Source organism: Bacillus sp. SM2101 (genome assembly GCF_018588585.1).
Lineage (GTDB): Bacteria > Bacillota > Bacilli > Bacillales > SM2101 > Nanhaiella > Nanhaiella sioensis.
This window is the reverse complement of the sequence record NZ_JAEUFG010000025.1, coordinates 29,955-52,987: the sequence shown is the minus strand read 5'-3', so window position 1 is coordinate 52,987 and position 23,033 is coordinate 29,955. Positions and strand designations below refer to the sequence as shown.

Genomic DNA, 23,033 nt, shown 5'->3' with positions numbered 1-23,033 from the left:
TAAACACGTATATAACTAGAGTTGTTGGCATCTTTTCTTTTGTACAACAATGTTAACAAAAGAGCCTTAAAAAAGAAAAGCGCTCGGAAAAATTTCCGAGCGCTTGTTGAGTGCTACATTTATTACTATGACTGTTTCGCATTAAATGTTGCTTTCCGTACAATAAATAAACACGTATAAAGCCAAGTTTTGGGACATCATTTCATGTATTTTAGAAACCGTGGCAACAAAGTTTAGAAAAGAGCCATTACTGAATTTCAACGTTTTTTAACATGCTTTTACATTTAGACCGGCTAGACTTAATGTTCAGGTTTTACTTGAACAGCCATGCTTTTTTTCATTAACTGTTTTGCTTCTTTGAAAGTAACAAAATCCTTGCCTTGTTCATCCCATAAACGATACTTTAAAGACTGTAAACTTTTCGCCATTGTTATTGTTGGTACATTTTCTAAAGGCTTAGTATTGTTGTGTGCCTTCTCTAATTCATAGTTTGGTACTCTTGGACTTAAATGGTGAACGTGATGGTAGCCAATATTACCAGTAAGGAATTGTAAAACTTTTGGAAGTTTGTAAAACGAGCTGCCTTCTACTGCTGCAAGTACATATTCCCATTCTTGATCTTTTTCAAAATACGATTGTTCAAATGTATGTTGTACATAAAAGAGCCAAATGCCTGCTGAACCTGAGATCATGAAAATGGAACCATGTATGATTAGAAATGATTGCCATCCAATTGTCCAGCATAATATTCCTATAATAGCAACGATAAGTAAATTTGTTAAATAAGTATTCATGCGCTCTTTCTTTCTTGCGCCTTTGCGGTTAAATCTATTTGTCAACAGAAAAACGTAAATTGGACCTAATATAAACATAACAACCGGATTTCTGAATAGACGATAAGCTAAACGAGTTCTAAATGGTGCTGCTACATATTCATCTACCGTAAGAGTCCATATATCTCCTGTCCCACGTTTATCTAAATTACCACTTGTAGCATGATGAACGGAATGCTCATGCCCCCATTTATCAAACGGAAATAACGATATGACTCCTGTAATAGTTCCAAGCAAGCGATTGACACGACGATTTTTAAAAAACGAATGATGTGTACAATCATGGAAAATAATGAAAACCCTTACTAAAAATCCTGCAGCTAGCACAATAGGAACGAGTGCTAACAAATAAGATACTGAAAGACTTATATATGCGAGGTACCATAAGATAAGAAATGGTCCAATTGTATTTATTATCTGCCACACACTTTTTGCTCTAGTCGACTTCTCAAAAGGAGAAACTTGTTTTTTCAAATTTTTCATGCTCTTTTGTAAGGTCATATCCGTCGAATTCCCTTCCGTAATGTAGATAATTTTTATTATAGAGCAATGAAAAAATAATGTTAGTAGCAGGTATCATATACAAACTATGATAAATGTCATATAGGAGGTCAGTAACCCAGTGATATTAAGCATTGGGCTACCTACCCCCATCACATTATTGTATTAAAGAATGTAGCTCCTCCATTTTCAACAGACGTTAAGATGAAAAATATGGTAAAATATACATGGGCAGTGAAAAAGAAATCCTACTTTTGAAAACTTTGTTGCTATTGTTCCTATATGCAAAAGAAATAACTATCGTTTTACGTAACAGCTAACTTATTATAAGGGAAAAACGCCACATAATTGGGGTTGTGTACGTAGTTAATCGTTAAACGAAAAACAACAATCAATGTGAAAACAGCTAAAAGGATAGAGACAGGACGTGACTAAATTGAAGCGCATGCTTGCTGTAAGTGATATTCATGGAGATATAGAAAAGTTTGAGAGACTTTTAACATTAGTTAAATATAATAAAGATCAAGATCAATTACTTTTATTAGGAGATTATGTCGATAGAGGTCCACATTCAAGAGCAGTCATTGATAAAATTATTCAATTAAAGAATGACGGTGCCATTGCTTTACTTGGTAACCATGACAAGATGATGATAGATGCATTTGCTAACCAAGATGATCCAATGAACCTAAAAAGATGGTATTACAACGGAGGTATTAAGACGCTTCAAAATTATGGTTATGAGATCAAAAGAGATGATGCTAAATATTGGTATGCAACAGATGAATTCCCAGATCCTATAGCAATCAATGATGAAATTCACCCACACATTGAGTTTTTAAAGGACCTTCCCTATTATTATGAAACTGAAGACTATATTTTTGTACATGCTGGAGTTCATCCCGAAACACCTATACATGATACAGATCCATACACATTAGTGTGGATTCGAGAAGAATTTCATCATGGCTATACAGGGGACAAAACCGTAATCTTCGGACACACACCTACAAACTATTTACATAAGCGTCCTGATGTTTTTTTTGGCATAAATAACATTATCGGAATTGATGGTGGATGCGCTTACGGTCGCAGACTTAATTGTTTAGAACTACCTAGCATGAACGTTTTATATGTTGAATAGTGAATTTTACAACTTCCTATTTTTGTATATTATGATGAGTATATTATAATGCACTACTATCATTAACCCAGTTTTCGCTAAAACAAAAGTAAAATCTAGTAAAACAAAAGTATTCCCGCCATTACATATATAGGTAAAAAATCCGACCTAAACTCTCATGTTAATAACGAGAATTTAGGCTTTTATTTTAACAAACCCTCATTTTTTTGAAATATCACAGCATATACTCACTAAAATTGGACACGATACTAAAATTTTTCTGCCAAGTACAACAAACTCACTTGAGAAGGCTTTCGGTATTAGAAAGGACTCTTTTCGTTAACTTTGTTACTATTTTTTTGAAAAATGGATTATATTACGATTTTTATGAGAGCTCAATAATTGTATAAGTAGAAAAGATGCCACGAACGCTATAGATTTTCGTGCTTATAACTTAGAACGAATAGCAACAACTATTACGATGACGACCTTTAATAGGCTCTTTTCGTAAGCTTTGTTGCTATTTTTATTAAAATGGACTATATTACGATTTTTATGAGAGCTCAATAATTTCTAAGTAGAAAAGATCCACGAACGCTAGATGTATACGTGCCTATATCTTTGAACGAAAAGTAACAATCAATGCGAAAACAGCCTTAGAAAAACAAGCTTTTTACCCTACAATCCTTCTGCCTAATTTGTTACTTGCATAGGGCAATTCTTTCTCTATCTTATTTGTACGAATTAACAATATAAGTTGAATGATCACGATTGGTAAGAATGTTTTTTTATATGCTAAATATTTCCCGTTCCATGTATGTGTGAATTTCGCTTTAAATTCCATTAAACCTTTAAATCGATAGGAAAACTTATTAGAATTGAAAACTAGCTTCGATATTTTTTCAATAGTTTTTACATCCTTTGTATTCCCTACATTAGCAAGTGGTGACATTCCTAGACTACAAGATTGATAACCTTGCTCGTGCCCCCAGTAAAATATCGATGTAAATAATACATCCATCGTCCCGTTCGGACAAGTTGGGTAATAACGCATTAAATCGATTATAATACCATGCTTTTCTTCACTGTTAGTAGAAGCTAAAGTAGCAAAAGCAATTACTCGCTCATCTTCATCTCTTATAGTCGCTACAGGAAAGTGAGAAACATATTTATTACTATAAAACCCTACAGAAAAGCCTTTTTCCTTACGATCTCCAAGCCATGAATTTGAGACACTTTCTAATTCTGCAAGAAAGTCATTTGAGAATGGTGGGGCAGTTACCGTAAAACTATAGCCTTGTCGTTGAAATTTATTCCTGCTTGAACGTAGCTTTGCACCCTTTTTTCCTACCAATGAATAACCTACAAGATCAACTACGGCTTCTTCCCCTAATTTTACAAATTGATACTTCTCAAATTCGTACAAAGATAAGTATTTACAACTAATTTGGTAAAAAACAGGCTTACATCCATAACGATGAGCAAATTGTTCAAATTCTAGAAGAGCATCTTTAATATATTCATTCTTTCCAATTGGGTCACCTAAAACGACTAATTTATTCATAATTTTTTTATAAGAAATGAGTGCATTGCCGTCTTGTGCCCAGAAGACGCTCTTATCCTTTAAAAATATTAAATGAGCATTAGTATGTTCGTTATGGCTTTTCAAAAATTCAGCAACCTGTTCATAATCAATCGTGTGATTTGTAGGAAGAATCTCTTTAGGTCTAAAAAAATAGAAAAATATAATTGCAATAATAATGATTGCCGACAAAGTATGTAACCCCCTAAAGCACAAACATTCTAGAAAAGTGCTAATCCGTTGTTAGTATTCTAACAAAGCTGTACTTGTTAGTTTTTCAATTGTAGGAAGGTCTGCTGGAGCCCAATCTAAATTCTCTAACTCGTCACATTGTAACCATTTTATTATTACATGCTCAGTTAAAATTGGCTCCCCTTCAACCAACTTACAATAAAAAGTCCTTAAATGAACAATGCCAAAATCATATTCATGCACAGTAAGTTCAATTTGATCTCCTACCTCTATCTCACATTGCAATTCTTCATAAATTTCTCGTTGCAATGCTTGTTGAGGTGATTCCCCTTCTTCTATTTTCCCACCCGGAAACTCCCATTTGAAGGGTAAAACTCTTCCTTTACCTCTTTGTGCACACAGAATTTTCTCATCTTTGATGATTACAGCTCCAACCACATGAATGTTCTTCTTCATCGCTTCCTCCCTATTTGTTAACAACAAAGTACAAATGTAATTAATTGGTATATTTATGTTAATCGTTATTTTTATTTATACGTTCATTTATGGCATCTACCTTCTTCTCTATACTATCAAGTTGATTTCTTCGTTTTGAAATAGAACGAATGAATAGCACAATTAGAATGATACCTAGTATTAGACTTCCAAAAGTAAATAATTGAAATATTAAGTCGCCTAAATTAACATCACTCAAAAAAATCACCTCCACAATTTCATTTATATATCATGTCTCATACCCATATAGTATCATAACGTTATTTCTCTACTAATAGTAATAAGTTCATTACTAAAGACTATAGAATTCCTAATCCTTCACCTCTTAAAAATGCTGTTTCTTTATAGTGGTGTTTTTATTTGCTTCTGAAATGTGATATCACAGGTATGAAATCACTTTACTAGTTCTAATTTGGTAACAATGTCAACAAAATTTACAATGAGCCTTAAAAAAAATATAACAATCCTTACCATAACCACTCATTTTATTGTAAAATTATTTAAAGATTCTAAATAGTATAACAAACTATTATTTGATAGGGAGAATATTGCTTTTAAGAACTATATCAATTTTTTTGCAGAAATTATCCTATTAAATCACATACGTGTATTTCCTTTACGTTAAGTTACATTTACTACTCTACGAATCGTTTATTTGGTCATAATCTACCGATAGTCGAGTGTTTTTATATATATTGACCTGTAAAATTTTATGTAAAAAGGATGGTGTCAAACATGAGCAATGGGAACATGGCTAATTTCATTTATGAGCTACGTAAATCAAAAAATATGACACAAAAACAATTAGCTGAAAAATTGAATTTAACGGATAAGGCAGTATCTAAATGGGAACGAGGATTGGGATATCCAGATGTATCAATAATATCCTCACTAGCGGATATATTGGGTGTTACTGCTAATGAACTGCTGAATGGAAAAAGAAGTGTTGCAGCTTCTGTTGAGGAAAACACGATTATCGAATCTACAATGCAAAATGCAGATAAAGTAACTGCCACTAACAAAAAGTCCATAACATTAATTGCAAAATATGGTTTTACCATTGCTTGTTTACTAGGTATATTTATTTCTATGATTTGCGATATTGCTATATCAGGTACTTTTACATGGTCGCTATATCCAATTACGGCAATTCCATATGCGTGGCTTATTATCATACCCCTTTTTCAATTTAAAAGATATAAAGTGTTTATATCACTTTTATCATTAAGCATTTTTATCATTCCGTTTTTGGTTATTTTAAGTAATATCATCGGTGGAACTAAATTAATGTTACCTCTTGGAATTCCTGTAGCATTGATTGCTATATCCTATATGTGGGGAATATTTCTGTTATTTTCAATTACAAAAGCAAACAAATGGTACATGGCATCAATTTCAGTACTATTAGTCATACCTGTATCTTTTCTTATAAATAATATTATCGCGAAAAATTTAAACGAACCCATAATCGACACGTGGGACATTTTATCACTTGGAGTTTTGGGGATAATAACAATTATCCTATTCCTCAAAGGAAAGAAACAGGCTGTTTAAGACTCCCTGTTTCTTTTATTATGTCTTTTTAGTAAAAAGAACACCTACGGTACCTCGTCAATTAATCTTTATAACCTCTCATAGTTTTCTAACCAAACATTTATCCTAGCATATCTACATGTCCACTCATAAATAGCAACTAGCAGTGTAAACAACCTGAAGCACTGCTAATAGTTATTTATAAAATCCATAGACACTTTAAGTAATATAATATATAATCTAAAAAAATTATTGTTTATTAAATTTTCTGGTGATTCTGCAAACAAAATATTAGATCATATTTCATATGATGTGGAGGTGAGCTTATGGAAATTGAAGAAATATACGGTGATTTACCAACATTAGAGACAGAGCGTCTTATTCTGAGAAAAATCACACTAGATGATGTTGATGACATTTATTCATACGGTTCTAATGAAGAAGTAGCTAAATACGTGACTTGGGACGCACATAAAGCATTATCTGACACTAAAGCATTTGTAGACTTTGCACTATGCCAATATGAAAATAAAAATGTAGCTCCCTGGGGTATCGAATATAAGGAAGACGGTAAATTAATCGGAACGGCAGATTTTATTTTATGGCAACCAAACCATAATCGAGCTGAGATTGGCTATGTCCTTTCTCCAGCGTATTGGGGAAAAGGCATAGTAACTGAAGCTGCAAAAGAAATTATAACATTCGGTTTTAACCATATGGATTTAGTCCGTATTCAAGCGAGATGCTTCATAGAAAACATCGGTTCAGAACGAGTAATGCAAAAATTAGGCATGACCTTTGAAGGCATCATTCGAAAAGGAATGCTCGCAAAAGGCAAACACCAAGATTTAAAAATGTATTCTATATTGAAAGAGGAGTTTTTGGCTGTGGATAGATATCAATAGTGCGGATAGCTTAAAAGCAGCTTGTAAATAAGCTGCTTTCTTAATTGTACTATTTTACATACATTAGATGTGAAATTTCATTAATGTCAATTTCGGTAGCTTCTGGTCATATGTAGCATATAAACTATACCTGTCAAAACCTCTAAGATATTACACATTGTAAAAAAATTATTCTAGAGCATTCTCCACTAAGTAATTAATATGTAGTGAAATGTTTTAGAGCAGAGATTTATGATAAAGGAACTTTGTTAAAATGCTCAACTGTTGGAAATGGATCATAGAAATGATGCAATTTCTTTTTCCATTCCTGGTACTCTTTTGATTGCCTAAAGCCAACCGTATGGTCCTCTAACGTTTCCCATTTCACTAATAGTAGATACTTTCCATCTACTTCTATACAACGCTGTAATTCGTGATTAATGTACCCTTTCATTGAGGAAATGATTTCTGATGCCTGACGAAAAGCCTCCTCATACTCCTCCTCCATACCTTTCCTAACTTGTAACATAACTGCTTCCAATATCATATAACCCCTCCTTGTTATTGCTAATGTTACATCTATCTAGTTCTTTTTTTCAATACAAAACATAATAGGAGGGGTTTAATATGATAATCGACTTTTGTAAAAGTTAAATAAATCAGAATTTAAAACCGGTAGTCCAATATTTCCACACATAATCTGATGTTCATACATAATAGAGTTTTAAACTTTATAACTCCAAAGGTAATGCTATTTTGCTTGCTACATTCATTGTACTAATAACTATAATTCTAAACTCTATCTAAATCTGGTAGCCGATAATTGAATTTTATTTTTTCACGCTAGTATTAATGTCCTTATCTTATTTAAATCTTATAACTTCCTATTTTGATTTAAGGTTGCAGGTACTAAGTGTATACTATACTTTTGAAATAACTAACGGTTTTTCGGCAGAAAACACTTATAAACTTCCTACTTGTAGTCTCATTTCTTTACTAATGTCACCCATGGTCTTAGTTGCATTATTTACTGCATCATATAAAAATTCATTGCCACATTCAATACCTTGAGCTTTCGCTGATCCTCTATTACTTTGTAACCATTCTTTAAAATCATTAAGCTTATCATACAGATTCGCCTGTCTCGATTGATCAGTACTTCTTTTTTCACAAAATTTACTTTCATGACACTCCTTACAAATAGTAGACTAGTAATCACTCTGAACAGCCTATTTTTCAAGGAATGAATTGATTTTAGCACCATATGCTATTTTTCTTTTGCTGAAATAACGACCCCAGTCATAGCATCAATGTACTTAATGGGAGTTCTGGAATACCGATCACATGCTTGGTAGACAAGAATGTAGGATTCTGTTTCACCACCATAATTTTTGTTCCAAACCAATTCAAAGTCCAAATGATTGAAAAATATATCTCTCGCTTCTTCTTTTGAAATTGCAGGCTCTGCAGGGATTTGGCTCAATTGTTCTATGTCAAAGCTTGGCCCACTATAATGATCAATTTGTCCTGTTTCACAATTAACTGTAACTACTACTTTTTCTAACTGAACTGGTATGCCATTACCATTATGAATACGGAAAGAAAATGTTTCTTTTTTTCTCGTATCGTTCACCTCTTCCCCATTCTCTCGAGCAACCAATTGTAGATATTTATGATAATTTGGAATGACCCCTTCAAGAAAACGGGTCGCATGTTGCAAACATTCTTCACGAGTAAGTCTGAGATCGCCACTTCGTTCATTGAACCACACAAAACTTCTAACTTTTCCTGTTTTCTTTGATATGAAGGCTTTAACTGTATCTTCTGTATGTCTCTTCAAAAAGCCTTCAAAAGATAAGTCCTGCTCCTCCATCTTCCAGTTCCGGTCCCGCCATACAATGCCTATTTCTTCCCCCATATCTACTTCCCTAATAACTTCAAATTCATCTGGTATTCCAATGACCTCTTTAATAGCTAAATCTTTTTGTGTGGCTGTATTTAAAGGAGCTGGCAGTAGAACGTAGGTTTCTGGAATATCTTCATCAGGTATAATGCTCAAGGTTGGGGTCAATACATCTGCTTTGAACTTCATGGAACATGGCTCTAGTTCATAAACAAGGCTTAGTCCATCATCCGCTACATTATGATTAATAGTATATAGGTTTGTAATAGTTTGCTGAAAATTCAGCTTATTTTTTACATGTTCAATTAGTTTCTCTTTTGAAATCAAAGTTGTTGGTATTTCGGGTATCTGATTCGCAACTTTATAAGAAAATTTCACAATATTACCCATATGGTCTACGTCAATAATACAGCCTGTAGACTTAAGTGGTAAGTCCATGACAACCAGTTCATAGTTAAAGCGATATGCATGATCCAGCTTTCTCATTTCAGAGAAAGTTAAATCATTTAAAGCGTCAGGGTAATGACTAAGTAAAAATTGCTCCGCTCGTTCTTTTCTTTCATCTACATCTGAAAGAACCGTATTGGAATTTCCACCAGCACCCATGTCAATTGTTAAACTTGTCAAATTACCGGACAAATCAAGATTTATAATAACCCCTTTATCTCTTTTTTCATTCGCCCATGAAAACATTGCCTGACCTTCTCCATTCTCTCCCTCAGCATACTCCTCTATGATAGGTTGAAAATTAGCTGGAATTTCGACTATCGACAAGGCTCGTTTCCTTAACTCTTCTTTTAGCATACTATATACCTCCTAGATTCTAGCATGTATTTTTTATATCTATCTTATTTGATATTTTCATTTATTATTCTTGATTATTTGTATAGTTAAGCTGCTAGATAACTTTATTATTAATCCCCAAAATAGATTTTCATTAATTCCATCTTTAGTTAAGAATACACATTTGTTGCAGATACTCCCTATAATCTTAAATTAAGGTGTCAAATAGAAATCTCTAACTACTCTTCTTCCACGATGTTAGTCAAGTAATAACAGAGTATGAGCCTTAATTTTTTCCTCCAAACACTTCCTAGTTTATTTTTATTTTAGTCTATTAAAAAAACCAACTTTTTACAATAGTCTTTGTTCATCGATAACTCTGTCTACCATAGGATTAAAATCAATTGTTTTAAAAAAATATAGTATACTAGTTTCAACAACTACAATGAGGTGCTCTGATGTGGAATATATATTTAAAGAAGCACAAGAGAAATTATTAAAATGTAACCTTCTCCCCATTCATGAATTCGATCGCGATTGGGAAATTGCACTTAGTGGTGGGAAAGAAGAAAAGGACGCTCTCTTTACCTATTTGAAAGAACAACTTGCTAGAGTAAAAGGAGAATTACTACATACGTTGCCAAATCGTTTCAAGTCTTTTTTTCATCATATGTTACGAAATTGTTTCGTATCTAGCCACTTCTCAATCTGTTCGCGAAGAAGTGATTCATCCTCTTTTCCTTCATCATCTTTACCCCAAACCTCTCTTTCTATATTCACTGTTCTATCGTGAATACATCTTCTTTAAGTACCTCTTTTTTAAATCTTCAGCTCTAAAATCTACCATTTTTTATTCTTAAAATTCCTCTCCAATTCTGAAGTTTATTGTACTTTTAGCCTTATCACATTATAATATTTAGTGACGAGATAAATTTTAAAATCTGATTCAGAAAGGAACATATAATGAAGAAAACACCAAATTTGTACTTAGGAAATGCATCTTTGCACGCCGAAACGAAAGCGGTTTCGCTTGAAACGGTAACTATGAATAAGGACACTTATTTTAAGATTGAAAACTACAATCAAATGAATCCATTCTTTATGACAGTAGTAAGTGATGTTGACCTTTGGATGTTTATATCAAGTACTGGCGGGCTGACTTGCGGTCGTAAAAATGCAGAGACAGCTTTATTTCCGTATTATACAGATGATAAAATCCATGACAGTATTGAGACAACCGGATCACATACAGTCCTAATCGTCAATAAAGACGAAAGGAACTTCCTGTGGAAACCTTTCTCTTTTCATAATGACAATGTATATAAGATTACAAGAAACCTATATAAAAACACTATAGGCAATAAAGTAATGTTTGAAGAGATCAACCATGACCTAGAGGTTAGTTATACCTATACATGGAAGAGTAGTGATTTATTTGGATTTATTAAAGAATCTAGAATAGTTAACATGGCTGATAAAGAAGTAGATATTAGAGTCCTAGACGGAATTCGTAACTTACTACCATATGGGGTCAATACGCTTTTACAAACCACAAAAAGTACGCTTGTCGATGGATATAAACGATGTGAATTAGTAGAAAAAGCAGGGCTTGGTATTTACACACTTAGTTCGATCATAACAGATAAAGCTGAGCCAAGTGAATCATTGAAAGCAACGACGGTTTGGTCAAAGGGACTTGAGAATCCTAGCTACCTTCTATCAGAACAACAGATTAGAGCGTTCTCACAAAACGAAGAGATTCAAACAGAAGTTGATATTAAGGGGAGAAGAGGTTCTTACTATGTTGTAGATTCTATCCACCTTAATGGTAATGAATCAAAAAACTGGTATATAGTAGCTGAGCTTAATCAAAGCGCTTCGAAAGTTGAGAAACTTATTAAAGAGGTTATGAACAATCAATCGATTCTTGAAGAGATTGAAGTTGATGTTTCAAAGAGTGAGTACAATCTTAAAAAACTAGTGTTTAATGCAGATGGATTCCAATGTACTTCAAATGAGAAGGAGGGTTATAGACATTTTTCAAATACCCTTTACAATATTATGCGAGGTGGCATATATGTAGATGGCTATGAGATTGATAGAGAGGATTTCAAAGCATTTGTAGGGAATTGGAATAAAGAAGTATATACGAAGCAACTGGATTTTATGAGCCGATTACCTGAAACAATTAACTATAATGAACTGATTGCTATGGTAGGACAGCTTAATTGTAAGGATTTTGAACGTTTAGTATTAGAGTACTTACCACTTACATTCAGTAGGCGACATGGAGATCCAAGTCGTCCATGGAATAAATTTAATATAGAGATTACCAAAGAAGATGGAAGCAAGGAGCTAAAGTTTGAAGGGAACTGGCGTGATATATTTCAAAACTGGGAAGCCTTATCCATTTCCTACCCTGCATTTACGGAGAGTATTATTGCTAAATTCGTAAATGCATCAACAGCAGATGGGTATAACCCGTATCGAATTACGAAAGACGGAATTGATTGGGAGAAGCTTGACCTTGAAGATCCATGGTCAAATATTGGATACTGGGGAGATCATCAAATTATTTATCTATTAAAGCTAATGGAATTATCAAAGGCTTATAATCCTGAAAAGCTACTGGACCTTCTTCATAATGACATTTTTGTATATGCGAATGTGCCCTATAGAATTAAAGGATTTGATGCATTAGTAGACGACCCGAGAAACAGTATTGTTTATAGTGAAGAGAGTGAACAACATATTGACAACAAAGTTGCAAGTCTTGGACCAGATGGTAAGTTAGTTTACAACAGGGACCGTATCTACAAAGTTAATTTAATGGAAAAACTTTTGGTTACTATGCTTGCTAAGTTCTCTAACTATGTGCCTGAGGGTGGTATTTGGATGAATACTCAACGTCCAGAGTGGAACGATGCTAACAACGCTCTTGTTGGGAATGGAATGTCAATGGTTACCCTTTATTATTTGCATCGTTTCCAAGCTTATATGAGTCAAATAGTTAATGAAATTAAAGAGGACTCTGTTGAGGTTTCAGTTGAAGTGCTTCAGATGTTCAATGATACAATGGAGGTATTGGAGGATAGTCAACAATATCTTGGAGATAAAATGTCCGACAACACTCGTTTTAATATTGTAAAAGCGTTAGGTAAGATTGGCGAAACATATAGAAATTCTATATATGACAATGGTTTTGTAGGCGAAACAGCGGCACTTTCTATAGACTCCTTTAAAGAATTTATTGAGGTTTCAATGATTCATTTAAAAGATTCAATTAAAAAGAATAAACGAGAAGACGGTCTATACCACTCATACAATCTCATCCGATTTGATAACGAAAACTGTAGCATATCAAATCTTTATGAGATGTTAGAAGGTCAGGTTGCCGTTCTAAGTTCAAAAGCTTTAGATGGAAAAGAAGCCATTAATGTACTAGAGGCACTTAGAAATAGTTCTATTTATCGCGAAGACCAAGACAGCTATATGCTCTATCCAAACCGTGAATTGCCAAAGTTCTTAGAGAAAAATGTGATTCCTGATGAACAAGTTATGTCATCAACTGTTTTAAAAGCAGAACTGAATCAGAATCACACACGGTTTATTGAAAAAGATGTGAATGGGAAGTACCATTTTAACGGTCAGTTCAGAAACGGTGAAGAGATTCGAGAAGCACTAAAAGCCACAAAAGATTATAACGATGAGGATATTAAAATTGTTGAAGAAATCTTCTCAAACCTTTTTGACCATCATGCTTTCACAGGACGCTCCGGTACCTTTTATAAGTATGAAGGGTTAGGATCTATCTATTGGCACATGGTATCAAAGCTAGTTTTGGCGACACAAGAAAGCTTCAATGATATATATTGTCAAAGTGGTATGAATGAAGAAACTAAGGCGCTTATGAATGAGTATGAAGCTATTAAGACAGGAATAGGATTAGAAAAATCACCGGAACAATACGGCGCATTTCCAACAGATGCTTATTCCCATACTCCGAGCTTTGCGGGAGTACAACAACCTGGTATGACCGGACAGGTAAAAGAAGACTTTATCTCTAGACTAGGTGAGTTAGGAGTAAAGGTAGAGGAGGGGCGTATTCGTTTTAAACCGGAGTTATTAGCAAAGTCTGAGTTTTTAAAAGAAATGAAATCCTGGTCCCTACCTAGGAATAGTAATGCTACCGAAACTGAAACAATCCAGTTAGATGAGAATTCCTTAGGATTTACATTCTGTGCAGTTCCGGTAATTTATTACCTAGAAGGCAACAAGAAAATCATCGTTTGTTATAAAGATGGTACAGAAAGTACTTTTGAAGATGTGGATACTTTAGATCTTGAAACAAGTCAAACTATTTTCAATCGTGAAGGTAAGATTGATAAAATTAAAGTGTATATCGACGGTAATAAATTGAAATAATCTTTGAGTTCTGAGTAGATTTTCTGCTCAGAACTTTTTCTTTTTTGGTTGAAAAGGCAAAACGTCTAATTAATATGGCTTATGATGTAAGTTAAAAGCAAGAATTACTACTATTATTTAATTTTCGGATAGATTTATTGATAAATACAGTATTACAGTTACGAATTTTACAAAGGATTCAAGAGTCAACAGAAAGACCTTAGGCCAGGCTTGTAATGATAAAAAATATATCCCTAGCCAAAATGTAATGAGGAAAATATTAAAGTCCGCTAGAAACGTTGATCCAGGAGTGAAAATGAAAGCATCTATGGATATGTAGGTTAAAAGTATGAAATACATAAAATTGTAAAAAATGTATTAATTACTAAATTCCATAAAAGGTGAAATGGCTAGTTTGTCGAATCCCTTATAGTTGGATCAAAAACAATCGAGGAGGATTTTTGGTGAAAAAGACGTTATTATTATCGACTATCATTGTATCTTCTTTAATACTTTCAGCTTGTGGAAATGATGATACTGCTGCTGCAACAAAAAAAGAAGAGCCAGAAAAAACCGAAGTTAAACTAGAAGTCGAAAAGAAAGATAATACGGAAACTGAACCAACAACTGAAAAGAATGTTGAAAATAATACTTTAATTGAAAGTGTTGAAAGAGAAATAACGACAGAAAGTACTGAAAGTGACATAACAACAGAAAGATTTAAAATTAATAAAGATAACGCAAAAGAGCTTGAGGTCTCGTTAATCCAAGGATCTGGGGATTTGTTTGTTTCTAAAGGTACTCATAATTGGGCAGAAGGAGCTCTTGAATATGGATACTTTGATAAAGGTGAAAATGATAGTCTAGAAGCAAAATATTTTAGACCGGAACTTTCATTTGAGTTAATTGGAGACAAAGGGAAAATAAACATTCAACATGATCAAGATGCCTTTTCAAATTCTCCTAAGGTCATTAAAAATTTTTCTCTTGAAACAAAAAATATATGGGATATTGATCTCACAGATGAAATCCCGATAAGCCTTGATATCGATACTGGAGCTTCAAACACTGAATTAGATTTAAGAGGCTTACAATTAAAATTTTTAGGTATCGATTCTGGTGCTGGCAACATAAACCTTGACTTAAGTGGGGATTGGGACAAGAGTTTTGATGTTACAATTGATCAAGGCGTAGGAAATACAACAGTATACCTTCCTACCGATATAGGAGTGAAGATCAGCTCATCAATTGGTTTGGGATCACCTAAATTTAAGGGGCTTAATTCAAAAAATAACGGTATTTATGTTAATGAAGCTTATGACAATGCAGAAGTAATTATTAATCTTAAAGCAAATTTCGGGATCGGAGATAAGGTAGAATTTATAGTGAAATAGTAAGAGATATAATAAAAAGTAAAATCAGGTGAAAATAACTTCTCACCTGATTTTATTGTTTATTTGCCAAGATTCAAGAATTATTGTTAGCTAAACTATTATAAATAGGCAACATATTATAAATTGTGTTTCCCAAGTCCTCAAAATGTGGTCAAATACAAAAATTTTCAAAACCCCTTAGTTACAACGATAACAACGCTACGCACTCGACGTGCCCCGTATGTGGAAACATATCAACAGGCTGTACTTCCTTCGTCTCATATCCCCCTGCTTCAAGCACTCGTAAGTCTCTTGCCAACGTTGCTGGATTACATGACACATAAACAACCCGTTTAGGCTTCATGTCGATAATTGTTTTTAGTAGTTCTTCATCACAGCCTTTACGTGGTGGATCTACCACGATGACGTCTGCGTGTATCCCTTGTTCATACCATGCTGGAATGACTTCTTCGGCTTTTCCTACTGCAAATTCGGCATTTGATATGTCGTTCAACTGTGCATTTCTATTTGCATCTTCAATTGCTTCTGGTACGATTTCAACTCCGTATACTTGTTTAGCTTTTTGCGCTAAAAATAAGGAGATCGTACCAATTCCACAGTATGCGTCAATGACTGTCTCTTCACCAGTAAGCTCTGCATATTCCAGCGCCTTGTTATAGAGTACTTTAGTTTGTTCTGGGTTTACTTGAAAAAATGATCGTGCTGATATGGCAAATTTAATGTTGCCAATATAATCATAAATATATTCATTTCCCCAAAGAACCGACGTATCATCACCAAAGATAACATTCGTTCGTTTTGTGTTGACGTTTTGAACGATAGATTTTACGTTTGGAATGCTTTCCACGATTTCTTTTATTATCTTTTTCCTTTGAGGGATGTCCGCCGTTTTGGTGATGAGTACGATCATAGCTTCTTTTGTAACTTGACCGTACCTAGCCATAATATGACGTAGTGTACCACGATGCTTTTTCTCATCATACGCACGAACGCCATATTTTTCACAAATGGACTTAACTTTTTGCACGACAAAATCATTTTGCTCGTGCTGAATGTCACAAGACTCCATATCGTTAATTTCATGAGATCTTTGTTGGTAGAATCCTGCGACAAGTCCTCCTTCACGTTCTCCAACTGGAACCTGTGCTTTATTCCGATAGCGCCATGGATCGTTCATACCGATGACTGGGTGCACTGTCACATTTTCTATATGTCCGATACGAGTTAAAACGTCTGTTACTTGCTTATGCTTTGCTGAAAGCTGCCCTTCATAGCTCATATGCTGCAATTGGCAACCACCACATTGTTTATATATCGGGCAGATTGGCTCTACTCGGTGCTTGCTCGGTTCAATTATTTCGATTAAGCGCCCAAAACCATAGCCTTTTTTTGTTTTTATTACTTTTATTTTAGCCGTTTCACCAGGTAATGCCTGTGGAACGAACAATGGAAACCCATCAATTTTTGCGACCCCTGCTCCATCATGAGTAAGGTCTTCAAACGTTACCGTCACAAACTCATTTTTTGCTATAGGTGCTATTTCCTTTGTCATCATGACTACTTCCTTTTCAATAAAATACTGAAACGATTGTAACATAAATTGCATGTGCTGAGCACCTGAAGGTTATTCATGACCATCAAAAATAGACCGCTTATGACGGCCTATCAATAACTTACCATGTAGAAACATTAGCTAGCAGCTTCCGCTACAACTTCTACAAATGAATATGCTGAGCTATGTTCCTACTTGAAAACGATTGTGTCATCCCTCTCAACCGAAACACAGTCTATGACTTTTTTTTCATTTTCGCGGCTTTATCTTTCGATACAAATACTTCTATATGCTGATAAAGATTTACAAATTCACCTGGCATTAAGCCACCGTACTCCCCATCAAGGTTCAATTGCATTTTATCATGTGTTTGCACTTTAATGCGATTAGCTTTTGCATAAATCACTTTCGGGTCACGAATATGCTCTCCTCTTAGCGCATATGTAGCAATACGAATAAAGTCTGCAAGGTTTGTTTTTTTCAAAATGAGCAAATCAAACATGCCGTCGTTCAATGTTGATTTTGGAGCTAGTTTTTCAAAGCCACCTACAGAGTTTGTGTTTGCTACTAAAAAAAGCATGATTTCTCCTTCAAATAACTTCCCATCATACTCAATTTCCACTTCTGTAGGACGAATTGAAGGTAGCATTTCAATCCCTTTTAAATAATATGCTAGCTGTCCTAGAATCGTTTTTAACTTACTAGGTACTTCATACGTTAATTCAGTTAGGCGGCCACCACCTGCAATATTAATAAAATATTGCTTATTAACTCTACCTAAATCGATTGGTACTGATTCACCTTCGACGAGAATATCACAAGCTGCATTAATTGACCGAGGTACGCCGATTGCTCTCGCAAAATCATTCGTTGTTCCTACTGGTATAATCCCTAATTTAGGACGGTATTGCTGTTCTGCAATTCCATTCACAACCTCGTTAATCGTACCATCTCCACCTGCTGCTATTACAAGGTTATAACGTCTCTTAACAGCAATTTTTGCTGCCTTCGTTGCATCACCTTCACCAGTTGTAGCATGACATGAGGTTTCATAACCAGCTTGTTCAAGCCGCTGAAGTACTTCAGGTAAATGCTTCTTAAATGCTTCGCGTCCTGATGTTGGATTATATATAATTCGCGCTCTTTTCATACCCATCATCCTATTTATTATTATGTCTCTTGGCGTTTCCATTCCATCATTTAACATCATAGCTCAAAGATTGTTTTGATGCAAAGAATTTGTAAACCATTATGCACTATACATTTTGTACAAAATAATCAATTTTATCTTAAATAATTCTATATATTTTTATATGTATGATTGTCTTTAGCAGTTCATACAAGAAGATTATTTCTTTCTACATAGAATACAAAAATTATTAGATACGACAACTGTGTTTGAACATTTAGTGACACTTGAAAATACTATTTTTCAGTTGAATTTTCTCTCATACAGTTGAGTAAAAAGTTACAGGGATTATTACCGAGAAGAAATATTTGCTGCAATAACATTTAACAAAGAAAGCCAACTAAAGATTTTCGAAATATAAAAGCACATTTGCTTTTGCTACTATATTTTCACCTAAATTGATTAAAATCCCTACAAAAAAAACACATTCAAAAAAAAGTCTCTTAAAGTTGTTGATCGAGATATACATCTGTTAACTGATAATTAATCATTTGATCCACTTGCAGAGATGTTAATGGGTGAGGAAAAGATAGGGAACGAGCAGTTGAAAACCAACGCCATCAGAAGAGTAAAATGTTCCTACTCAGGCGACCTTGTGTAAAATTAACATGCTACACATGTAAAGTCTATAAAATTGAAATAAATGGAGACGATTTAATTAGAAAACAGCAATCAAACCTTGAATGTTTTTTTCAGCTTACTGAAATTTAGACAATTTCAATAACATTTTGTAGCTTTATGTTCGTTTGAGCTAGTTTTCTAGCCAATTTTGGTGTTTTACTGTCCAAACTAGCTGGGTTTTTAGCCAACTTCGGTGCTTTACCGTCCATACTAGCTAGGTTTCTATCCAATTTCGGTGTTTTACTGTCCAAACTAGCTAGGTTTCTATCCAATTTCGGTGTTTTACTGTCCAAACTAGCTAGGTTTCTATCCAACTTTGGTTCTTTACTGTCCGAATTAACCGTTTTACTATCCAAACTGGCTTGTTTACTATCCAAACTGGCTTGTTTACTATCCAAATTAATAGTTTTACTGTCCAACTATTTCATTTCCTCACACTCTCAAGTTCAATAGACCTTCACCAAATACATTTACGTTATATCTCGATCATTCATTTATAAGCGCTAACGCCTGTGCCCCACATCCAGTTACACCTAAAGCGATTTGAGCAAGCATCGTGCGCTCTTCTTTTATTAGCGTATGTGCAACATCTACAGTAACAACTTGAAATTGAATCGTGCCACCTGGTGGGAGCTGTGCGATTTTTGATAAGTCAGCAGTAATGACCGTTCCTATCGTTGTATAACCTCCAATCGTTTGTCGATCGGACATTAAAATAATAGGTTGACCGCTTGCAGGTATTTGGATGGTGCCAACTGGTATTGGTTCAGAGATGATGTCCGCACCGATGTTATGTTCAATGGGTGAAGGTGATGTTAAGCGATAGCCCATGCGATCAGCTTGTTTAACAGTATACGTAGTTTGAGCGAATGTTTTTAAACTTGTACTCGTGAATTGTTCCCTATGAGGGCTACTAATGATGCGAGCAACAATATGTTTTCCGTATGCAGGGACATTATGTGTTGCAAGCCAATGATTTCGTATGACATTACCGTTTTGATGTAGTTTTGATTTCGTGTGCTCTTCATATGAATTATTACATTTTATAATATCTCCATCATCGATTGCTTGGCCAATATCAGCCTTTTCATAAGTTGATTTACTTCCCATTACTGTACGCACATCAAAGCCACCAGCTACAGTAATATAAGCACGCATACCTTTCTGCGGACCAGAGAATGAGAGTTCATCACCTTTGTTCAACAAAAGTGTTTTCCACAATGGTGCTGGCTTGCCGTTTATTTTTGCTCCTAAATGAGCGCCGGTGATTGCTATGAGACATTTATTTTCTGCAATTAATAGTGGCCCAAGCATCGTAATTTCAATTCCCGCTTCACGTATGGAATTTCCAACTAATAAGTTACCGACCTTTAATGCTAATTGATCCATTGCACCAGAAACAGGCACCCCATATTTTTGGTAGCCATATCGACCTAAATCTTGGTATGTTGTAAATAACCCCTTCTTTTTCACAAAAAATATTGGCTTACCCATATACTAGCCACCTACTTTATTAATTGAAAATCCTTTGTCTGTTAATGTTTTATACAGTTTCTTTACGAACATCAACGCTTGTGGACCATCCCCGTGAACGCAAACTGTGTCAGCATGTAAATGTATATTTTCTCCTGTTATAGCCGTTACAGTTTTTTCTTGAACGATACCAATTATTTGATTGACTGCTACATTGTCATCATGAATGAGTGCATTATGTTCACTGCGAGGTGTTAATGTTCCATCTTGTTGATATGTCCGATCAGCAAATACTTCAGATGCTGTTGTTAAACCCAGTTCATGGCCGGCCTCGATAAGTTTACTGTTTGCTAAACCAAAAAGAATGAGCTGTGGATCTATAGCTTTAACGGCCTTAGCTATAGCAGCGGCAATTTGTCTATCTTTTACAGCCATATTGTACAGTGCTCCGTGTGGCTTCACATGCTGCATGTCTACATTATGAACTGTGCAAAATGCTTGTAACGCTCCTAGTTGATAGATAACAAAATGATATACATCTTCCGGAGACACTTTCATTTCTCTCCTACCGAAGCCAATTAAATCTGGAAGCCCTGGGTGAGCACCGATAGCTACATTTTTTTCCTTTGCAAGTTTTACTGTTTTGGCCATGACGTTATGGTCCCCAGCGTGGAATCCACAAGCAATATTTGCAGATGTCACATACTCAAGGACAGCCTCATCTTGCCCGATCGTATATGCACCAAAGCTCTCTCCTAAATCACAGTTTAAGTCAATGCTTTTCAACATAAAGTCACCTCTTTATCCCTATGGTCATAGCTCTTTTAGTTTTACTTTTTTACTACCTTCACTACGTACTTATCGTTATTCACCTGTTCCTGAATAAAGTAAAACTCCTCCTCTGAAATAGGTGTAAAGCGAATATACTGTCCAGCATGAAAAAGAAATGGCTTTGCAGAGTCAGCATTAAAAAGTGGTAACGGCGTCCTCCCAACGATGTTCCAGCCACCTGGCGAATCAACTGGATAAATCCCTGTTTGACGGTCAGCAATTCCAACAAAACCAGCAGCAACCTTTGTTCTAGGATTTGTAAGACGAGGTGTAGCAATTGCCTCCTCAACTCCGCCTAAATAAGGAAATCCAGGTAAAAAACCCATCATGTATATAAAATAATCTATACTGGAGTGTATTTGAATAACATCACTTTCTGAAACACCATTTTCTTGCGCCACTCGAGTGAGATCTATGCCATATTCCCCACCATATAAAGTTGGGACTAAAACGACCTCATTCTGCTCCTCACCTTGAGCTCCAAGCTGGTGAAAGGCATGCTCTACTGAATCGACAATATGAAATATTTTCAGTTTCAGTGGGTTATAGTATACGTAAAAGCAATGGTAGGATGGCACAATTTCTACGATGCCATCTACCTTTCTCTCCTCTAACACCTTACAGACTTGATGAATATTCTTATTAGTATGTAACGAGATATCATCGCTTAATTGAATCTTTATTCCTGAATCACCAATAGGATAAAATGCAAATGGCTTCAAATCGATCACCCTATATTTTTGTCATTGTGGGAGGTTAATAATGATAAATGTTCGACGTGACCCCTCACACTTTTTCAACCAATTCTATACAACCAAAATAGTAGTGAGTATACAATTTATTTGCTAAATACTCACTACTAATTAAATGGTGATTGTAAACAACCTTTGGTTAATTACGCTTCATCTAACACACCAATCATCGTTGTAACTGCCTTTATTAAATCTTCACTAGACCAACTTGGTAGCTTCCTATTTTTCAAGGCAAGCTCATGGGAAGCTGGAATATGGACAAACCCTGACGGAACTGGTTTATTATGCTGTTGCAAATATGTAAGCATAGTATACATCACATTGTTACATAAATAAGTGCCAGCAGAATTAGAGATTTCTGCAGGGAGTCCTTCCACTTGTAAAGCATCTACAAAACGGCGAATTGGTAATGTTGAAAAAACACCATCAGGCCCTTCAATATTTATCAGCTGGTCTTTCATAGCTGCACCCGTATTGTCAACAGCACCATCATTACAATTAATTGCAATTCTTTCAGGTGTTATTCGGTTATTTCCAGCAGCTAATCCTAACGAAATAACAGCGTCAGGTTCAATGTCCTCATAGAGCTTTATTATTTCTTTACCTGACTTTGCAAATTCCACTGGTAGCACACGACCAAACACTTCATAATTTCCGGTAGTCGTTTTATCTAATTTTTTCACAATGTCTTCAGTTGGATTAATAGGATTATCTAAAAACGGAACAAATCCTGTTAATAGTAGTTTTTTCATAGTAGTAACCCTCCTAATAGAAGTATAGCATGCTACAAACTACTTTAATAATAATTTACGACCTGGAAAACTTGTAACATGATTGCTCCATATAAAATGAAAGAAAGGAAACATTAATGATGGAGATTTAATCGTACTAGTTGGTTGCGGTGCGGGTCTTAGATGGGGAGGGATTACCCTTCGTTGGAGTAAATAAAATGCATGTCTAGTAAATTGCTAACAAAGTTAAAGCAGCT

19 protein-coding genes and 1 pseudogene are annotated in these 23,033 nt (G+C 34.8%); 7 read left to right on the top strand and 13 right to left on the bottom strand.

Annotation, left to right across the window (positions count from 1 at the left end):
* Window positions 1-299: 299 nt before the first annotated feature.
* Entirely contained in the window at window positions 300-1,334 is a 1,035-nt protein-coding gene (gene desA, locus JM172_RS19245) for a Delta(5) desaturase DesA (protein WP_214483990.1), read from the bottom strand.
* Window positions 1,335-1,770: 436 nt separating this feature from the next.
* Here desA and JM172_RS19240 point away from each other — a divergent pair, with 436 nt between their 5' ends.
* The gene (locus JM172_RS19240) at window positions 1,771-2,478 is read left to right on the top strand and encodes a metallophosphoesterase family protein (protein ID WP_214484003.1); all 708 of its coding nucleotides are present in this window, start codon (window positions 1,771-1,773) and stop codon (window positions 2,476-2,478) included.
* A gap of 652 nt (window positions 2,479-3,130) precedes the next feature.
* On the opposite strand, the gene JM172_RS19235 is transcribed toward JM172_RS19240, so the two are convergent.
* The 3 genes from JM172_RS19235 to JM172_RS19225 are packed head-to-tail and all read right to left on the bottom strand — an operon-like array spanning window position 3,131 to window position 4,925.
* Window positions 3,131-4,231, bottom strand: a complete 1,101-nt coding sequence (locus tag JM172_RS19235; RefSeq protein WP_214483989.1) for a phosphatidylglycerol lysyltransferase domain-containing protein — start codon at window positions 4,229-4,231, stop codon at window positions 3,131-3,133.
* Window positions 4,232-4,282: 51 nt separating this feature from the next.
* On the bottom strand, window positions 4,283-4,687 hold the full coding sequence (locus JM172_RS19230) for a (deoxy)nucleoside triphosphate pyrophosphohydrolase (RefSeq protein WP_214483988.1): 405 nt from the start codon (window positions 4,685-4,687) through the stop codon (window positions 4,283-4,285).
* A 58-nt stretch (window positions 4,688-4,745) separates the two neighbouring features.
* The gene (locus tag JM172_RS19225; RefSeq protein WP_214483987.1) at window positions 4,746-4,925 is read right to left on the bottom strand and encodes a DUF4083 family protein; all 180 of its coding nucleotides are present in this window, start codon (window positions 4,923-4,925) and stop codon (window positions 4,746-4,748) included.
* 536 nt (window positions 4,926-5,461) lie between these two features.
* Here JM172_RS19225 and JM172_RS19220 point away from each other — a divergent pair.
* On the top strand, window positions 5,462-6,280 hold the full coding sequence (locus tag JM172_RS19220; protein ID WP_214483986.1) for a helix-turn-helix domain-containing protein: 819 nt from the start codon (window positions 5,462-5,464) through the stop codon (window positions 6,278-6,280).
* 305 nt (window positions 6,281-6,585) lie between these two features.
* Complete coding sequence (locus JM172_RS19215) at window positions 6,586-7,164, top strand: GNAT family N-acetyltransferase (RefSeq protein ID WP_214483985.1); 579 nt, start codon at window positions 6,586-6,588, stop codon at window positions 7,162-7,164.
* Between the two features lie 229 nt (window positions 7,165-7,393).
* Here JM172_RS19215 and JM172_RS19210 read toward each other — a convergent pair whose 3' ends face one another.
* Window positions 7,394-7,690 carry an antibiotic biosynthesis monooxygenase family protein gene (locus JM172_RS19210; protein WP_214483984.1) on the bottom strand — a complete coding sequence of 99 codons (297 nt, stop codon included), beginning with the start codon at window positions 7,688-7,690 and terminating at the stop codon, window positions 7,394-7,396.
* Between the two features lie 720 nt (window positions 7,691-8,410).
* Window positions 8,411-9,850: a YcdB/YcdC domain-containing protein gene (locus JM172_RS19205; RefSeq protein WP_214483983.1), complete on the bottom strand. Its 1,440-nt coding sequence runs from the start codon at window positions 9,848-9,850 to the stop codon at window positions 8,411-8,413.
* A 424-nt stretch (window positions 9,851-10,274) separates the two neighbouring features.
* Between JM172_RS19205 and JM172_RS25500 the strand changes: the two are divergent.
* The 3 genes and pseudogenes from JM172_RS25500 to JM172_RS19190 all read left to right on the top strand — a co-directional run.
* Window positions 10,275-10,451: pseudogene (locus JM172_RS25500) on the top strand (hypothetical protein); the annotation flags it as partial.
* Between the two features lie 341 nt (window positions 10,452-10,792).
* Window positions 10,793-14,254, top strand: a complete 3,462-nt coding sequence (locus JM172_RS19195) for a hypothetical protein (protein ID WP_214483981.1) — start codon at window positions 10,793-10,795, stop codon at window positions 14,252-14,254.
* Between the two features lie 443 nt (window positions 14,255-14,697).
* Entirely contained in the window at window positions 14,698-15,627 is a 930-nt protein-coding gene (locus JM172_RS19190) for a toast rack family protein (protein ID WP_214483980.1), read from the top strand.
* Between the two features lie 181 nt (window positions 15,628-15,808).
* On the opposite strand, the gene rlmD is transcribed toward JM172_RS19190, so the two are convergent.
* From rlmD to JM172_RS19155, 7 genes are all read right to left on the bottom strand, one after another.
* On the bottom strand, window positions 15,809-17,179 hold the full coding sequence (rlmD, locus tag JM172_RS19185) for a 23S rRNA (uracil(1939)-C(5))-methyltransferase RlmD (protein WP_214484002.1): 1,371 nt from the start codon (window positions 17,177-17,179) through the stop codon (window positions 15,809-15,811).
* Between the two features lie 235 nt (window positions 17,180-17,414).
* On the bottom strand, window positions 17,415-18,329 hold the full coding sequence (locus JM172_RS19180) for a diacylglycerol kinase (protein ID WP_214483979.1): 915 nt from the start codon (window positions 18,327-18,329) through the stop codon (window positions 17,415-17,417).
* A gap of 746 nt (window positions 18,330-19,075) precedes the next feature.
* A complete protein-coding gene (locus tag JM172_RS19175; protein ID WP_214483978.1) occupies window positions 19,076-19,408 on the bottom strand; it encodes a hypothetical protein in 333 nt (110 codons plus the stop codon).
* Between the two features lie 67 nt (window positions 19,409-19,475).
* Window positions 19,476-20,483: a 5-oxoprolinase subunit C family protein gene (locus JM172_RS19170; RefSeq protein ID WP_214483977.1), complete on the bottom strand. Its 1,008-nt coding sequence runs from the start codon at window positions 20,481-20,483 to the stop codon at window positions 19,476-19,478.
* Between the two features lie 3 nt (window positions 20,484-20,486).
* Entirely contained in the window at window positions 20,487-21,248 is a 762-nt protein-coding gene (locus tag JM172_RS19165; RefSeq protein ID WP_214484001.1) for a 5-oxoprolinase subunit PxpA, read from the bottom strand.
* A gap of 44 nt (window positions 21,249-21,292) precedes the next feature.
* Window positions 21,293-22,015, bottom strand: coding sequence for a 5-oxoprolinase subunit PxpB (gene pxpB, locus JM172_RS19160; RefSeq protein WP_214483976.1), 723 nt, complete (start codon window positions 22,013-22,015; stop codon window positions 21,293-21,295).
* A 173-nt stretch (window positions 22,016-22,188) separates the two neighbouring features.
* The gene (locus JM172_RS19155; protein WP_214483975.1) at window positions 22,189-22,797 is read right to left on the bottom strand and encodes a pyroglutamyl-peptidase I; all 609 of its coding nucleotides are present in this window, start codon (window positions 22,795-22,797) and stop codon (window positions 22,189-22,191) included.
* Window positions 22,798-22,909: 112 nt separating this feature from the next.
* On the opposite strand from JM172_RS19155, the gene JM172_RS19150 reads away from it, so the two are divergent.
* Window positions 22,910-22,993 carry a hypothetical protein gene (locus JM172_RS19150; RefSeq protein WP_214484000.1) on the top strand — a complete coding sequence of 28 codons (84 nt, stop codon included), beginning with the start codon at window positions 22,910-22,912 and terminating at the stop codon, window positions 22,991-22,993.
* Window positions 22,994-23,033 lie beyond the last annotated feature (40 nt).

What these genes read in the sequence shown, in the direction of transcription:
- desA (WP_214483990.1), bottom strand. Translation starts at nt 1,334, where the DNA reads ATGACCTTACAAAAGAGCATGAAAAATTTGAAAAAACAAGTTTCTCCT.
- JM172_RS19155 (WP_214483975.1), bottom strand. Translation starts at nt 22,797, where the DNA reads ATGAAAAAACTACTATTAACAGGATTTGTTCCGTTTTTAGATAATCCT.
- JM172_RS19170 (WP_214483977.1), bottom strand. Translation starts at nt 20,483, where the DNA reads ATGGGTAAGCCAATATTTTTTGTGAAAAAGAAGGGGTTATTTACAACA.
- rlmD (WP_214484002.1), bottom strand. Translation starts at nt 17,179, where the DNA reads ATGACAAAGGAAATAGCACCTATAGCAAAAAATGAGTTTGTGACGGTA.
- JM172_RS19195 (WP_214483981.1), top strand. Translation starts at nt 10,793, where the DNA reads ATGAAGAAAACACCAAATTTGTACTTAGGAAATGCATCTTTGCACGCC.
- JM172_RS19220 (WP_214483986.1), top strand. Translation starts at nt 5,462, where the DNA reads ATGAGCAATGGGAACATGGCTAATTTCATTTATGAGCTACGTAAATCA.
- JM172_RS19210 (WP_214483984.1), bottom strand. Translation starts at nt 7,690, where the DNA reads ATGATATTGGAAGCAGTTATGTTACAAGTTAGGAAAGGTATGGAGGAG.
- JM172_RS19215 (WP_214483985.1), top strand. Translation starts at nt 6,586, where the DNA reads ATGGAAATTGAAGAAATATACGGTGATTTACCAACATTAGAGACAGAG.
- JM172_RS19180 (WP_214483979.1), bottom strand. Translation starts at nt 18,329, where the DNA reads ATGAAAAGAGCGCGAATTATATATAATCCAACATCAGGACGCGAAGCA.
- JM172_RS19205 (WP_214483983.1), bottom strand. Translation starts at nt 9,850, where the DNA reads ATGCTAAAAGAAGAGTTAAGGAAACGAGCCTTGTCGATAGTCGAAATT.
- JM172_RS19230 (WP_214483988.1), bottom strand. Translation starts at nt 4,687, where the DNA reads ATGAAGAAGAACATTCATGTGGTTGGAGCTGTAATCATCAAAGATGAG.